Genomic DNA, 14,831 nt, shown 5'->3' with positions numbered 1-14,831 from the left:
CGTGCGGCCCATCGCAGGCTTGCCCCGCAGTAGCGGTTCAACCCTCGGTCGATCTCAACCCGCCGAATAACGCGCTGGCCTGGCTTTCGTTGAGGGGGCCTCGCCACGCGTTGGCCCGCTGGTTGCGCTCGCTGGCCAACTTCAAGTGTCCGGCCTCCAGACGGGCGAAGCCGTTGCCGGGCCGTTTCTTGAAGTGGAAGTGGGCGTACCAGAGCGGCTCGCCGGTGCGTGCGTCATCGATGCGGTATTCCTCCAGGTATTCGATCGCCTGCCCCTGTTTGTTCTTCGCCGGCTCGAGCTGGCGGGACCACTTGATATCCACCTCCTCTTGCGCGTGCAGGTACTCCAAGTGGCCGGCTAGCGGCTGCGGCGTGGCTTTCGTCTGCTCGATACGCAGTTGCTTGCCCAGCGTTTGTAGGCCCGTGGCCGCTTGCTCGAGGTTGCGCGCCACGGCGCGTTGCGCCTCGCTCAGGGTGTCGCCGCCCTTGCGCAGGATGTCCTGGGCCAGGTCCTTGAGCGTGGTGGCATAGCCGTCTGCCAGATCCTGCAGGCTGGCCGGTGCCATGTTCAGGTTTTTGTATCGGCGCAGCTTGGCCTGCTGGTTGGCGACATTGCCCAGGCGTGTCCTGGCCGTCGCCATCAGGGACTGCAGGCTCGCCGTCGGCACCGGTGGTGTGGCTCGGGGCGATTGCCAGCGGTTTTCGGGTGTGCGCGAGAAGGTGGTCTGTGACTCCGGAGCCAGCTGGTTGCCGATCTGCATCCGCGGTTGCCCGTCGATGGTGACCTCGCGGCCAATCAGCAGTTGCTGGTCGACGGTTTCGAACAGGCGGGGCCTGCTCGCGCCTCGGTTGATGCGAGCAGGCGTCCTGACCGGTGCCGATGCAGAGAGGGCGGCGTCGACCTCGGCCATCAACGTGGTCAACTCCGCGCGCATCGCTTGGGTGCTCTGCGCAGTGACGAAGTCGGGGAAGGTGTCCTGCCAACTGGTCATCTGGTTGTCGAAGCGCTGATAGCGTGCTTTCACCTGTTGTAGGAAACGGTGCTCCTGCGCCCGACTCAGCCCGGCGGAGGTCATGTCCTGATGGCTGAACAGCATGTTGCGCAGATGGCTGAGCTCCCGGTTTATCTGGCGCAACGCGAGCAAGAAGTCGTAGCCGGCCGTTGCTGGCAACCTGATCACATTGGCCGCCTGGATCGAAAGGCGCACGACCCGGTAGCCGTTCGGGTCCAGCGGCATGCCCAGCTTGTCGAGTTCCAACTGGTAGGTGGTGAGCTGTGGGCCCTGGACGGTGTTCCTGAGGGTGGCTGCGCGGCGGAACTCTGTTTCCAGCTTTTCCAGCGAGTGCGCCATGCGGCCTTGCTCGGCGCGTAGCGCCTTCAACTGCGCAAGCGGGTCGGTGGGGTCGCTGTCCAGCGCATGCTGCAGTCGCCTGACCTCATCGAAATGTCCTTGCATCTGGAACTGGTATTGGCGAATCAGGCTGGGGTGCTGGTGCACCAGGTTGAACGCCAGGCCGTCGCGGAATTGCCTCGGCATCTGGCCCCACAGGGCCCGGCTGCTGCGCAGGCGCGCCAGGCTTTGCTCGTGGAAGATGACGAAGGTTTGCAACTGCTCCGTATAGGCGTGCTGGGCTTGGAGGACTGCCCTGGATTGGGTGATGGGCGCCGCCGAGCTGGCCGTGTGATCGGCGATGGCGCGTTTCAGCTTGTCCAGGCTGGCGGTTACCTTGGCCTGCTGAGTGAGGCGCCCTTGGTCGATATCCAGCGCCACTTGTTGCGGCGAACGCAGCGCAGGCTGGCGCCCAAGGTAGCCACGCAAATTCTCCCAACCCTGCTGGTAGAGGCGGCCGAGGAAGGCGCCGCCACCGGCCAGGCCGCCGTCCACCAGGCGCCCGCTCAAGCCCCCATGAGGCTGCCAGCCCCCCAGCTCGTCGAGCCGCACGGGCTGTTTGTAGGTCCGCGATGCGCTGCCCTTGAGACGCCAGGTCAGGTAGGTGGTGTCCCATTCCACGGGGTAATGCGCACCTTGGTGCAGGATATAGTCGTACCCGCTCTCGACATGCCGGTACACGCCTCGGCCGTGGGCATCAGGGTGAGTTGTCCAGCGCCCGACAGGGGCTTCGCTGGCGTATCCCTGGAAGGGCTGGGGGCGCCCTTGGCGGGTCACGGTCGTGGCGCGCAGGCCGGCAAGCTGCTGGCGACTGCGCGTGCGTGCCAGGACCTGGGGGTTGCTGGCCAGGACGGTGGGCGTGAGGTCGAAAACGGCATCGATCAGTGACTGGAACACGCTGTTCAGGTGTTCGACACCCTCGCCAGGGTCACCTCGCAGGAACGCCTCCACGCTGGCATTGGCGGCGTGCCAGCCGTCGTACAGGGCCACCAGCGCACCGACCCCAGGCAGGAAGCCCAGGGCCAGCTTGATGTAGTCGTAGACTCGCCCGTGGCTAATGGCTGCGTTTTCCAGGAACAGGTCCGTTTGGCTGCGGGATGAGGCGCGATGCTCCATGATCAGGCGGCCCATCAACAGGCTGGCCTGCACCTCGGCGATGGGTTCGGAGCGCACGGTGCCCGCCGCGATGAACCCGGAGAACGACTTGAGCAGGGCCTGGTTGATGTAGGACAGGTGGGTTTGGCTGTCCCCGTCGAGGGGGCGGCTGGCGAGGAAGGTGCGCATGGCATCATCGATGGCCAGCTCTTCCAGGGCCAGGCACGCAGCCTCACGGCTGGCGTGCTGGCTGACGACCCTGCCGTTCGGGGCATCCGGCATCAGCAACAGCACGGGCCCACTGGCCGCTTCGAGGAGGAACAGACCGGCCAGCGGCACGTTGCGGGCGCTGCCGTCGGCCGCAACGCCTGGCCGCAGGTCCAAGCCCAGGTGGCTGACCGTTTTGGTCACGGTAGCGTCGAGCTGTTCCCGGCAGAAGCGCTGGAACATGTCTGCGCCTTCTTCATCGAGGGCCGCAGGCTGGCTGAGGGCCAGGATCTGCAATTGGTGCTCGAACGGTGCGCGCAGGGTTTCCTGACGCCACTGCGCTTCCCAGTCAGACTGCTGCTGGTCACCCTTGAAGGCGCGGAGTATCTGCTTTTCGTAGGCGCCGGCCAGGTCCAGGGTCTTCACCAGGTCGGCGATGTCGGTGTGGGTCAGCGCTTGCAGAGTGGGGGCGAGGGCAGGGGGGGCGAACACGATCCTGGCGTTGCACAGGCGCCGGCGCAGGTCTTCATCCAGTGCCCAGAGCAGGAAGCGCTCCAGCGCGACGTCGCTGCGCTCGGCGCTGAAGGTGACGACTTCCTTGTAGGCGTTGCTGAAGCCGGATTCGGGCAGCGGCACACGCTGTATGCCCGTGCGATCGGCGATGTTCAGGGTGATCTTGGGGACGATGGTGAGTGCGCAGGTCGTGCGCAGGTGGGCGTACAGTCGGTCATGCGCGAACCGCTCGCGCTCGGGCAGGTCCTTGGCCAGCAGCGCACTGGAGGCGCGCATGGCGGTGCGCAGGGCGTCCAACGCTGCCGCCAGCGCGGCGCGTTGGGGGGCATCGAGGTGCTTCAGGGTTTGCAGGCGTGCGTTCAGGTGGGCGGTGCGGTTGCGTTCGGCGAGCCGTTCGAACGCTTGCGTCCTGGCGGTATTGCGGCTGGCACCGAGCTTCCAGCGCAATTGCAATTGCGTGGTGGTATCGGCCTGGGTGAGCAGGACCAGGTGGGTTTGCACCAGGTAGTCGAAGGCATGGTTGGTGATGGGTGGGTTGACCAGCTTCGGCGTCAGGTCGGGGTCGTCCAAACGCTGGACCAACGCGTTGGTGTCTTGCGGCCAGGCGCTTTCCAGCAGCGTTTCAGGCCAGGCGCCTTGGGCGGTGTTCAGCAGTTGGCGGAACAGTTGCGCCTCATCCTCGAAGCGCATCAGGCCGCCCTCGTGGCCCGGCTTGTAGAGCAGCACCGAGGTGTCGGGCTCGCTTGCGTTGTCTTCGGCGCGGGCCCTGAGGGTGAGGTAGCCGGTCAGGTGCCATGTACGGTCGCCCACCACCAGCTTCAAGGCGCCTGGCACGATGGGGCGCTGCAGGCTGGGTTCAGGCCGCTCCAGCAATGCGTGAACCCACGCCAGGTGCGGCGTGCCAAGCTCGCCCAGCGTGTGCTGAAACTCGGCTTCCTGCAATAAGAGGTTGGCGAAGTGCTGGCTGAGGTGCTCGAAGCGGTTGGCCTCGCCCCAGGTTTGTTCCGTCTGTGTCTCTGGGAGCTTGGCCAGCAGTTTTTGCAGGGCGTTGTCCAGTTCGTCCAGCTTGGCCTGGTGCGTGCGCAAGGTCGCCATGCGTGGGGACTTGGGCTCGGTGTCGCCCCCCAGGTAGGAGGCCAGCAACTGTTCCTGACGGTCGATTCGCTGCTTGCGCCAGCCGAGCGGCAAGCGTTCGTCCAGCACGTCGAAATGAACCTCTTCGAGCGCCAGGGCGTCGTCGTCGCTGACCCGTTGCGTCAGGTCCTGGCTCAATGCCACCGGGAGTTCCGCCTTGAACTCAAGCGGGTGTGCCTGAACGGCCAACAGGCTGTCCAGCAGATCGGTAAAGCCGTCTGCGGACCCGGCGATCACCTCGATGCTGCCGCTGTCGTCCATCAGTGCCACGGGTGGGTTGCGCCACAGGCGCTGGCGGTGCTCGTGCGCCCATTGCTTGAGCGACGCTTCGTCCTGGAAGGCGCGAATGGGGTTGTTGGCATCGGGGCGGTAGAGAACCCAGGGGTTGCCTGGCGCCGTCGGGCGGATCAGCAAGGCCCCTGGGCAGGCGCCGATCGGTGGACCCGGCTGCTGCCAGTGCAGTTGGGCGTACTGGGTGCTGTCACTCAGTTGGCACTGCTCCAGTGCCTTGGCCTGGAGGCGATCGAGGCCGTGGTTGAGCTCGAGCGCGCTCTGGAAATGCACGCGCAGTTGCCGCTGCGCGAACGCCCGGCGCGCGATCGACTGGCCGGGCATGCGGCTGTCCCAATGCTGCTGGAGCGACTGTGCACCTGTCGAAGGGGCTTGCTCGAACAGGCTCTGCAATGCCTTGGCGGCCTGGCGTCGGCGTTGATCCGCCTCGGTCAGGGCGTTACCTCGCCCGGCGGCGATCCAGGTGCTGGGCGGCGTAACGGACTCGGCGAATTCGCCTGGGTTGGTATGAAGGAAAGCAGTGGCTTGCGTCATGGTCGTGGTCCACGTTGGCCTGAGTGCTGATAGAGGCGCTCATTTCAACGTCCGACCTCGGATGGTCTGCGTTACATGTTGCTGCTGTGGCGTTTTGCCAAGAACGGCGGCAAGTACAGCCCCAGGTACGCCTCGAACACCCGCATGCCTTCCTCGGCCATGCGCGCGGTGATTTGCTCGTGCAACTGCATCGAGCGGGCATAGACACGGTCGCTGAGCTCCATGGCCAAGGCGAACACGTCCACCTCGGTGGGCATCGGCGGGAGTTGGAAATGCTGGTCGAACAGCGTGTGCATCAGTTTGCCCAGTTCCAGGTCATGCTGACGGTCGGCCTGGACCACTTCGCTCAACCCGTGCTGGGCGAGGATCAGCTGCCGGGCGGCGGCGTCCTCGTGGTAGATGTCGAGCATGCGCTGCTCGATCAGCCGCGACAGTTGCGGCCAGGTACTGAACGCTGCGCTGTCGATGGGCGCGCTCAGGGCCTCGCGAAAAGCCCGGTGCACGTCGGCGGTCAGCGCCTCCAGCAAGGCCGGCACACTGGCGAAGAAGTGATACACCGACGACGGCGGAATCTGCGCCCGCTCGGCCACGCTGTAGATCGACAGGCCTGCCACCCCGTGCTCGGCCAGCAGCTCGCGGGCCGCGGCCTGGATCGTTTCGATCCTGGCCTGGCTGCTGGCGCGTGGCTTGCGCGGGGAGGCGGGTCGGGTCATCAGTTGCTGATCGCCAGGATGCTGGCCTGGTAGGCCCCGACGAACAGGTCGAAATCACCCACTTCCTGCTGCTCCAGGCGCGACTGCTCGGCCAGGGATTCACGGGCGAGGGTTTCGAAGGCCTGCTGGCGCTCGGCGGGCAGCGGCTGCTCGCGGAAGCTCTCGGCGTGCAGGCGGCTTTGGCGCAGGGAGAACTTGACGAAGCTCTCGTCGTGTTCGGTCATGCGCGCCAGCACCTGGGCCGAAGGCGTCAGCTCGGGGTCGTCGACCTTGGCCTGCTGCGCTTCCAGGGCCTTGGCGTGTGCGTTGCCGCCCTGGGCGCGGTCAAGCAGCCCGGCCAGCTGGCCGATGCGTTCGATCAGTTCGCTCGCCCATGTCTTCAGCGCGACCGGCTGGCCGTCACGGCGTAGCTCAAGGCCAGGGCGCCGGCCCTCCTTGACCACGGTGAGGAAGTTGTCGGTGCACTGGCCGCACTCGCCGTTGTCCAGCTGCGGGCTTTCTTCCAGGGCGCAGAACAGCAGGAAGGCGTCGAGGAAGCGCGCTTCGGTCAGGTCGATACCCACCGGCAGGAATGGGTTGATGTCCAGGCAGCGTACTTCCACGTACTGCACGCCACGGGAGGTCAGGGCCTGGATTGGCCGCTCGCCGGTATAGGTGACGCGCTTGGGGCGGATGTTCGAGTAGTACTCGTTCTCGATCTGCAGGATGTTGGTGTTCAGCTGTACCCACTCGCCATCCTTGTGGGTGCCGACCTCGACGTAGGGCGGGTAGGGCGTGCCGACGGCCTTGCGCAGGCTGTCGGTGTAGCTGGCCAGGTTGTTGTAGCAGGGCGTCAGGCCCGCCTGGGCGTTGCTCTGGTAGCCCAGGTCGCTCATGCGCAGGCTGGTGGCGTAGGGCAGGTAGAGGGTCTCGGCATCCAGCTCTTCGAGCTGGTGCGGGCGGCCACGCAGGAAGCCTTTGTCCAGGGCCGGGGAGGCGCCGAACAGATACATCAATAGCCAGCTGTAGCGGCGGAAGTTGCGGATCAGTGCGATATAGGCCGAGGACTGGTAGTCGCGGTCGTCCTGCTCGCCGCCTTCGGCATCGCGCAGCAACGGCCACAGCGCCTCGGGCAGGGAGAAGTTGTAGTGGATGCCGGCGATGCACTGCATGGTGCGGCCGTAACGCAGGGCCAGGCCCTTGCGATAGACGTGCTTGAGCTTGCCGATGTTCGAGCTGCCGTATTCGGCGATCGGGATGTCTTCCTCGGCCGGCAGCGTGCAGGGCATTGACGGGCTCCACAGGTATTCGTCGCCCAGCTTGGTGTAGACGAAGCGGTGGATCTGGTCGAGGCTCTCGAGCACCTTGGCAGGGTCCGCCAGGGCCGGGGTGATGAATTCCAGCAGCGACTCGGAATAGTCGGTAGTGATCTGCTCGTTGGTCAGCGCCGAACCCAGGGCCTCGGGGTGCGGGGTCTGGGCCAGGCGACCGTCGTTGGTCACGCGCAGGCATTCGCGCTCAATGCCGTGCAGGCACTGCTTGAGCAGGTCGATATTGTCGCCGAGCAGGCTCAGGCGGCGGTTGAGGAGGTCGCTCAAGATGGATTCCTTCACGCGTCAGTCGCCCCAATATGGGGGTAGGGATGACGGTCTACAAGGGTAGTTGGGAAAGGAACTGGCGTTGTCGCCTGGTTTACGCGGTTCCGGCGCTGGCCTGTATGCGCCTGATCGCGGGGCAAGCCCGCTCCCACGGAGCCTGTGAGCGTGCGTGGGAGCGGGCTTGCCCTGCGATCAGGTGTACAGCATTACGCCGAAAATACCGCAGATGGGGGCCTGTCAGCTAGAGAACCGCGAAGGTTCCCTGGGCCTTGGCCACCAGCTTGTCGTCCTGAAGCACGTCGGCGTCGACCACCAGCGTGCGCCGACCGGCGTGCAGCACCCGGGCGGTGCACAGCACCTCGCCTTCGCTGACGGCGCGCATGTAGTTGATTTTGCACTCGATGGTCACGCTCTGCTGATCGAAGCCATGGCTGGCCGAGCAGGCCAGGCCCATGGCGATGTCCACCAGGCTGAAGATCGCCCCGCCGTGCAGCTTCTGGCCACGGTTGCGCAGGTGCGGCTCAAGCGCCAGGGCCACCTCTGCAACACCCGTTTCCAGGCGTTGCAGGCGGCAGCCCAGGAGCTGGCTGAAGGCGCTCTCGACGTACGCATTCGGTACGTCCATCACTTCTTCTTCAGCTGCTTGGCGTTGGCGAACAGCGACGCCATGGCGTTGTTGGCCGGCGCGGCGGTGCTGGTCTCGCGCTGGCGCGGCGCCTGATGCTGGCGGCTGCCGCCATTGCCACGGTTGCCACCGCGGTTACCCTCGACCTTCTCGCCTGGGGTGTCGCTCATGCGCATGGACAGGCCGATGCGTTTGCGCGGGATGTCCACTTCCATGACCTTGACCTTGACCACGTCACCGGCCTTGACTGCTTCACGCGGGTCCTTGACGAACTTCTCCGACAGCGCCGAGATGTGTACCAGGCCGTCCTGGTGCACGCCGATATCGACGAAGGCACCAAAGTTGGTGACGTTGGTCACCACGCCTTCGAGGATCATGCCCGGCTCCAGGTCCTTGAGGTCCTCGACGCCATCCTGGAAGGTGGCGGTCTTGAACTCCGGACGCGGGTCGCGGCCAGGCTTGTCGAGCTCCTGTAGGATGTCGGTGACGGTCGGCAGGCCGAAGGTCTCGTCGGTGAACTTCTTCGGGTCCAGGCGTTTGAGGAAACCGCTGTCGCCGATCAGCGAGCGAATGTCGCGGTCGGTGTCGGCGGCGATGCGCTGCACCAGCGGGTAGGCTTCCGGGTGCACTGCCGAGGCGTCCAGCGGGTTGTCGCCGTTCATCACGCGCAGGAAGCCGGCCGCCTGTTCGAAAGTCTTCTCGCCCAGGCGGCTGACTTTCTTCAGCGCGGCGCGGGTGGCGAACGGGCCGTTGGCGTCGCGGTGGGCGACGATGTTCTGTGCCAGGGTCGCGTTGAGGCCGGAGATGCGCGTCAGCAGCGCCACGGAAGCGGTGTTGACATCCACACCCACGGCGTTCACGCAGTCCTCGACCACGGCGTCCAGGCCGCGAGCGAGCTTCACCTGCGACACGTCGTGCTGGTACTGGCCGACGCCGATGGATTTCGGGTCGATCTTCACGAGCTCGGCCAGCGGGTCCTGCAGGCGGCGGGCGATGGACACCGCGCCACGGATCGACACGTCCAGGTCCGGGAACTCGCGAGCGGCCAGTTCGGAAGCCGAGTACACCGAGGCACCGGCCTCGGAGACCATGATCTTGGTGATCTTCAACGCTGGGTATTTCTTGACCAGCTCGGCCACCAGCTTGTCGCTCTCGCGGCTGGCGGTACCGTTGCCGATGGCGATCAGCTCGACCGAGTGCTTGGCGCACAGCGCGGCCATGATGGAAATGGTGCGATCCCAGTCGTTCTTCGGCGCATGCGGGTAGACCGTGGTGTGGTCCAGCAGCTTGCCGGTGGCATCGACCACGGCGATCTTGCAGCCGGTGCGCAGGCCCGGGTCGAAGCCCAGCGTTGCGCGCGGACCGGCCGGGGCGGCCAGCAGCAGGTCGTGCAGGTTGTGGGCGAAGACGTTGATCGCCTCGCCTTCGGCGTTGTCGCGCAGTTCGCCGAACAGGTCGGTTTCCAGGTGGGTGTACAGCTTGACCTTCCAGGTCCAGCGCACCACCTCACCCAGCCATTTGTCGGCCGGGCGGTTGCGGTTTTCGATGCCGACATGGTTGCCAATCATCAGCTCGCACGGGTGCAGGGTGCCCGGCAGCTCTTCGCCGACTTTCAGCGAGGCGCTCAACACGCCTTCGTTGCGCCCGCGGAAGATCGCCAGGGCACGGTGCGATGGCGCGGTGCGCAGCAGTTCGTCGTGGGCGAAGTAGTCGCGGAACTTGGCGCCTTCCTCTTCCTTGCCAGCGACCACGCGGGCGGTCAGCACCGCTTCCTGCTTGAGGAAACCGCGCAGCTTGTCGAGCAGGGCGGCGTCCTCGGCGAAGCGCTCCATGAGGATGTACTTGGCCCCTTCCAGGGCGGCCTTGACGTCGGCCACGCCTTTTTCGGCGTCGACGAAACGTGCCGCTTCGCTTTCCGGGTCCAGCTGAGGGTCGTTGAACAGGCCGTCGGCCAACTCGCCCAGGCCCGCTTCCAGGGCGATCTGGCCCTTGGTGCGGCGCTTCTGCTTGTACGGCAGGTACAGGTCTTCGAGGCGGGTCTTGGTGTCGGCCAGCTTGATATCGCGGGCCAGCTCCGGTGTCAGCTTGCCCTGTTCCTCGATGCTGGCCAGGATGCTGGCGCGGCGCTCGTCGAGCTCGCGCAGGTAGCGCAGGCGCTCTTCCAGGTGGCGCAGTTGGGTGTCATCCAGGCTGCCGGTCACTTCCTTGCGGTAACGGGCGATGAAGGGCACGGTCGATCCTTCGTCCAACAGGCCCACGGCCGCTTCGACCTGTTGTGGGCGCACGCCCAGTTCCTCGGCGATACGGCTGTTGATGCTGTCCATGAAAACCACCTGACAAATAGTGAATGCAAGGCCGCGGGTGGGCGATCTGGCCCGGCGGCGCTGGGTGAAAGCCGCGCATTATACCCATCGCGCCTGGCTTGCGGTGATGGCGCGGCGCCAGCCGACGACGGGGCGACAGTGGCATGCCGGGAAAAATCTGCTAACAATGCACACGGCACGCGCTGCAGTGGCTACGCCATAATGCGCGGCGATATCAGAGGAGTTATTCATGACCAGCACCGCAAACGCCGCCGAAGGCGACAAGATTCTCATCGTCGACGACGACCCGGGCCTGAGCAGCCTGCTGGACCGTTTCTTCACCAGCAAGGGCTTCCGTGTCCGCACCGTGCCCAACGTCGAACAGATGGACCGCCTGCTGGCCCGTGAAGTGTTCAACCTGGTGGTCCTCGACCTGATGTTGCCGGGCGAGGACGGTCTGTCCGCGTGCAAGCGCCTGCGCGCGTCGAACAACCAGATCCCGATTATCATGCTCACCGCCAAGGGCGATGAGCTCAGCCGCATCAAGGGCCTGGAACTGGGCGCCGACGACTATCTGGCCAAGCCGTTCAACCCCGACGAACTGGTGGCCCGGGTCAAGGCCGTGCTGCGCCGCCAGTCCCCGAGCGTGCCAGGCGCGCCGGGCAGCGAGGAAGAGACCGTCACCTTCGGCGACTACGAGCTGTCGCTGGCCACCCGCGAACTCAAGCGCGGTGAGGAAACGCACATGCTCACCACCGGTGAGTTTGCCGTGCTCAAGGCCCTGGTCATGCATGCCCGCGAGCCGCTGACCCGCGACAAGCTGATGAACCTGGCCCGCGGCCGTGAGTGGGACGCCCTGGAGCGCTCCATCGATGTGCAGATTTCGCGCCTGCGCCGGATGATCGAGCCCGACCCGTCCAAGCCACGCTACATTCAGACCGTATGGGGTGTGGGCTACGTCTTCGTGCCGGACGGAAACGCCGGCAAATGAGCCTGTCGGCTCGTCAGGGTGCAGCAGGGCGACCCACGCGGGTCGCCCTGTTTTCGTCTGTGACGGCCGGCCTTTTCAGCACAGTAGTTGATCGATGAAAACGCCTCTCTGGTTCCCACAAAGCTTCTTCGCCCGCACCCTCTGGCTGGTGCTGATCGTCGTGTTGTTCTCCAAGGCATTGACGCTCGTGTACCTGCTGATGAACGAAGACGTGCTGGTCGACCGCCAGTACAGCCACGGCGTGGCCCTGACGCTGCGCGCCTACTGGGCCGCGGATGAAGAGAACCGTGACCAGATCGCCGAGGCGGCCGGCCTGATCCGCGTGACCGGCGCCGGCGTGCCGGAGGGCGAGCAGCACTGGCCTTACAGCGAGATCTACCAGCGCCAGATGCAGGCCGAACTGGGCGATGACACCGAGGTGCGCCTGCGCATCCACGCGCCGCCCGCGCTGTGGGTCAATGCCCCCAGCCTGGGCCCGGGCTGGCTCAAGGTGCCGCTGTATCCGCACCCGCTGCGTGGGCAGAAGATCTGGAACGTGCTCGGTTGGTTCCTGGCTATCGGCCTGTTGTCCACGGCATCGGCCTGGATCTTCGTGCGTCAGCTCAACCAGCCGCTCAAGCGCCTGGTGTTCGCCGCCCGCCAGCTGGGCCAGGGGCGCAGCGTGCGCCTGCCGATCAGCGACACCCCGAGCGAAATGACCGAGGTGTACCGCGCGTTCAACCAGATGGCCGAGGATGTCGAGCAGGCCGGGCGTGAGCGCGAGCTGATGCTGGCCGGGGTGTCCCATGACCTGCGCACACCGCTGACCCGGCTGCGCCTTTCGCTGTCGCTGATAGGCAACGACAGCGACCTCAGCGAGGACATGGTCCGCGACATCGAGGACATGGACGCGATTCTCGACCAGTTCCTGGCGTTCATTCGGGACGGGCGCGACGAACCGGTGGAGGAGGTCGACCTCAACGACCTGATCTACGAGGTGGTGGCGCCCTACAACCAGCACAAGGAGCAGGTGCGGCTGTGCCTGGAGCCGATTCCGCCGTTCCCGCTGCGTCGGGTATCGCTCAAGCGCATGCTGGGCAACCTGATTGGCAACGCCCTGCATCACGCTGGCAAGGGCGTCGAGGTGGCGGCCTATGTGTCGGGCGACCAGAGCGCGCCGTATGTGGTGCTCAGCGTGCTGGACCGTGGCGCGGGTATCGATGAGTCGGAACTGGAGACTATCTTCAACCCGTTCATCCGTGGCGACCGGGCGCGGGGCGGCAAGGGCACCGGCCTTGGGCTGGCGATCGTCAAGCGTATCGCCGCGCAGCATGGCGGCAATGTGGAATTGCGCAACCGCTCTGGCGGTGGCATTGAAGCACGGGTGAGGTTGCCGTTGGGGTTGCTGCTGCCGCGTAACGCCGTGTGATTTCCGGGGCCGCTGTGCGGCCCTTTCGCGACATCATGTCGCTCTCAGCCCTTGCCTTTGGTCCGCGTCTGATTCGGCCCGCTGTTCTTCTCAAGGTGCTCGATGATCATCCCGGCCACGTCCTTGCCGGTGGTCACCTCGATACCCTCCAGCCCAGGCGATGAGTTCACCTCCATCACCAGCGGCCCGTGATTGGAACGCAGGATATCCACGCCCGCCACGCTCAGGCCCATGACCTTCGCCGCGCGAATCGCGGTCATGCGCTCTTCGGGTGTGATCTTGATCAGGCTGGCCACGCCACCGCGGTGCAGGTTTGAGCGAAATTCGCCCGGCTTGGCCTGGCGCTTCATCGAGGCGATCACCTTGTCGCCCACCACGAAGCAACGGATATCGGCGCCCCCGGCCTCCTTGATGTATTCCTGGACCATGATGTTCTGCTTCAGGCCCATGAACGCCTCGATCACCGACTCGGCGGCCTTGGTGGTCTCGCACAGCACCACGCCGATGCCCTGGGTGCCTTCGAGCACCTTGATCACCAGCGGCGCGCCGTTGACCATCTGGATCAGGTCGGGGATGTCGTCCGGCGAGTGGGCGAAACCGGTGATCGGTAGGCCGATACCGCGCCGAGACAGCAGCTGCAGGGAGCGCAGCTTGTCGCGGGAGCGGGCGATGGCCACCGACTCGTTGAGCGGGTACACGCCCATCATCTCGAACTGGCGCAGCACCGCGCAGCCATAGAAGGTGACCGATGCGCCAATGCGCGGGATCACCGCATCGAACCCCTCCAGCGGCTTGCCGCGGTAATGGATCTGCGGCTTGTGGCTGGCGATGTTCATATAGGCCCGGAGCGTGTCGATCACCACCACTTCGTGGCCCCGCTGGGTACCGGCCTCGACCAGGCGGCGGGTGGAATACAGACGCGGATTGCGCGACAGCACAGCGATCTTCATGCAGCACCTGTGACAGGGGAAAGGGTGGCCGGGAAGGCCGGTTTGTCCTGGACGTACTTAAGGCCTGGGTTGACCACCAACTGGCCATGGATGAGCGCCTTCGAGCCGAGCAGCAGCCGATAGCGCATGCTCTTGCGGCAGGCCAGGGTGAACTCGACCTCCCAGACCCGGTCGCCGAGCGCCAGGGCCGTACGGATCACGTAGCGGATCTGGGCCTGGCCGTTGGAGCTCTTGATGGTCTTCATGGTCACCAGTGGCGCCTCGCAACGCCGGTGGCGCAACTGCACCACCGAGCCCAGGTGCGCGGTGAAGCGCACCCATGGCTGGCCATCGCGCTCGAACGGTTCGACCTCGGTGGCGTGCAGGCTAGAAGTGCTGGCGCCGGTGTCGATCTTGGCGCGCAGGCCGGCGACACCCAGCTCGGGCAGGGCGACCCACTCGCGCAGGCCGATCACAGTCAGGTGGTCAAATGTCTTCACGAAGCGTGCCCTGGGGATATGGAGATGAACTGTAATGACGGCACGGATTTTTTGCATCCGTCAGTCACGGTAGTACAGTTCCGTGAAAGACAGAATTCGAGGAAAAACCATGGCACAAAAGCCTGAAGACGATGACAAGGTACGCCTGGACAAATGGCTGTGGGCGGCGCGCTTCTACAAGACCCGCGCCCTGGCCAAGGCGGCGATCGAAAGCGGCAAGGTGCACTGCCGGGGTGAGCGCTGCAAGCCGGGCAAGGAGCCACGGGTGGGCGACGAGTTCGTGCTGCGCACCGGTTTCGACGAGCGCACCGTGGTGGTCAAGGCGCTGTCGTTGGTGCGGCGCGGGGCGCCGGATGCGCAGCTGCTCTACGAGGAGACGGCTGAAAGCGTGAAGCGCCGCGAGCAGGCGGCCGAGATGCGCAAGGCCGGCGCCCTGGGCATGACCACCGACGGGCGACCGAACAAGAAGCAGCGGCGGCAGATTCATCAACTGCATGGCAGCTTCGAATGAAAGGGACCGCAAAGCGGCCCCTGTGATCAATCAGGCAGCGCGAACCACGCTCATCCGTCCGACCAGCGGCAGCTTGCCGAGCCAACCGAACAGTGGCGACGTCCACCGCA

At 65.5% G+C, this 14,831-nt stretch carries 10 protein-coding genes and 1 pseudogene; 3 read left to right on the top strand and 8 right to left on the bottom strand.

The annotated features are described in order from the left end of the window. Positions 1-37 precede the first annotated feature (37 nt). From CC207_RS05720 to CC207_RS05700, 5 genes are all read right to left on the bottom strand, one after another. Positions 38-5,164, bottom strand: a complete 5,127-nt coding sequence (locus CC207_RS05720) for a dermonecrotic toxin domain-containing protein (RefSeq protein WP_088851711.1) — start codon at positions 5,162-5,164, stop codon at positions 38-40. A 71-nt stretch (positions 5,165-5,235) separates the two neighbouring features. Next, positions 5,236-5,877, bottom strand: a complete 642-nt coding sequence (locus CC207_RS05715) for a TetR/AcrR family transcriptional regulator (protein WP_028689212.1) — start codon at positions 5,875-5,877, stop codon at positions 5,236-5,238. Beyond that, positions 5,877-7,454 carry a glutamate--cysteine ligase gene (gene gshA, locus CC207_RS05710; RefSeq protein WP_162175249.1) on the bottom strand — a complete coding sequence of 526 codons (1,578 nt, stop codon included), beginning with the start codon at positions 7,452-7,454 and terminating at the stop codon, positions 5,877-5,879. Before gshA ends, CC207_RS05715 begins: the two co-directional genes overlap by 1 nt. Before the next feature lie 241 nt (positions 7,455-7,695). Next, entirely contained in the window at positions 7,696-8,079 is a 384-nt protein-coding gene (locus tag CC207_RS05705) for a PaaI family thioesterase (RefSeq protein WP_069016501.1), read from the bottom strand. After that, positions 8,079-10,403 carry a Tex family protein gene (locus CC207_RS05700; protein WP_088851710.1) on the bottom strand — a complete coding sequence of 775 codons (2,325 nt, stop codon included), beginning with the start codon at positions 10,401-10,403 and terminating at the stop codon, positions 8,079-8,081. Before CC207_RS05700 ends, CC207_RS05705 begins: the two co-directional genes overlap by 1 nt. A gap of 229 nt (positions 10,404-10,632) precedes the next feature. Here CC207_RS05700 and ompR point away from each other — a divergent pair, with 229 nt between their 5' ends. Next, positions 10,633-11,373, top strand: coding sequence for a two-component system response regulator OmpR (gene ompR, locus CC207_RS05695; RefSeq protein WP_028689209.1), 741 nt, complete (start codon positions 10,633-10,635; stop codon positions 11,371-11,373). Positions 11,374-11,467: 94 nt separating this feature from the next. Next, the gene (locus CC207_RS05690; protein WP_028689208.1) at positions 11,468-12,781 is read left to right on the top strand and encodes an ATP-binding protein; all 1,314 of its coding nucleotides are present in this window, start codon (positions 11,468-11,470) and stop codon (positions 12,779-12,781) included. Positions 12,782-12,825: 44 nt separating this feature from the next. Here the strand turns inward: CC207_RS05690 and rimK are convergent, their stop codons facing one another. Beyond that, the gene (rimK, locus tag CC207_RS05685; RefSeq protein WP_011531656.1) at positions 12,826-13,731 is read right to left on the bottom strand and encodes a 30S ribosomal protein S6--L-glutamate ligase; all 906 of its coding nucleotides are present in this window, start codon (positions 13,729-13,731) and stop codon (positions 12,826-12,828) included. After that, positions 13,728-14,210 carry an ATP-dependent zinc protease gene (locus CC207_RS05680; RefSeq protein WP_028689207.1) on the bottom strand — a complete coding sequence of 161 codons (483 nt, stop codon included), beginning with the start codon at positions 14,208-14,210 and terminating at the stop codon, positions 13,728-13,730. The genes rimK and CC207_RS05680 overlap by 4 nt, the downstream gene beginning before the upstream one ends. A gap of 109 nt (positions 14,211-14,319) precedes the next feature. Here CC207_RS05680 and CC207_RS05675 point away from each other — a divergent pair, with 109 nt between their 5' ends. Continuing rightward, complete coding sequence (locus CC207_RS05675; RefSeq protein WP_088851709.1) at positions 14,320-14,721, top strand: RNA-binding S4 domain-containing protein; 402 nt, start codon at positions 14,320-14,322, stop codon at positions 14,719-14,721. Between the two features lie 30 nt (positions 14,722-14,751). Here CC207_RS05675 and CC207_RS27405 read toward each other — a convergent pair. Further along, positions 14,752-14,831, bottom strand: a pseudogene (locus CC207_RS27405) (phosphoesterase); the annotation flags it as partial.

The sequence above is a fragment of the Pseudomonas sp. DrBHI1 genome, assembly GCF_002205115.1.
GTDB classification, from domain to species: domain Bacteria; phylum Pseudomonadota; class Gammaproteobacteria; order Pseudomonadales; family Pseudomonadaceae; genus Aquipseudomonas; species Aquipseudomonas mosselii.
The sequence above is the reverse complement of the archived record's forward strand: the minus strand, read 5'-3'. Positions and strand labels throughout refer to the sequence as shown.

What these genes read in the sequence shown, in the direction of transcription:
- CC207_RS05720 (WP_088851711.1), bottom strand. Translation starts at nt 5,164, where the DNA reads ATGACGCAAGCCACTGCTTTCCTTCATACCAACCCAGGCGAATTCGCC.
- CC207_RS05715 (WP_028689212.1), bottom strand. Translation starts at nt 5,877, where the DNA reads ATGACCCGACCCGCCTCCCCGCGCAAGCCACGCGCCAGCAGCCAGGCC.
- CC207_RS05705 (WP_069016501.1), bottom strand. Translation starts at nt 8,079, where the DNA reads ATGGACGTACCGAATGCGTACGTCGAGAGCGCCTTCAGCCAGCTCCTG.
- CC207_RS05700 (WP_088851710.1), bottom strand. Translation starts at nt 10,403, where the DNA reads ATGGACAGCATCAACAGCCGTATCGCCGAGGAACTGGGCGTGCGCCCA.
- ompR (WP_028689209.1), top strand. Translation starts at nt 10,633, where the DNA reads ATGACCAGCACCGCAAACGCCGCCGAAGGCGACAAGATTCTCATCGTC.
- CC207_RS05690 (WP_028689208.1), top strand. Translation starts at nt 11,468, where the DNA reads ATGAAAACGCCTCTCTGGTTCCCACAAAGCTTCTTCGCCCGCACCCTC.
- rimK (WP_011531656.1), bottom strand. Translation starts at nt 13,731, where the DNA reads ATGAAGATCGCTGTGCTGTCGCGCAATCCGCGTCTGTATTCCACCCGC.
- CC207_RS05675 (WP_088851709.1), top strand. Translation starts at nt 14,320, where the DNA reads ATGGCACAAAAGCCTGAAGACGATGACAAGGTACGCCTGGACAAATGG.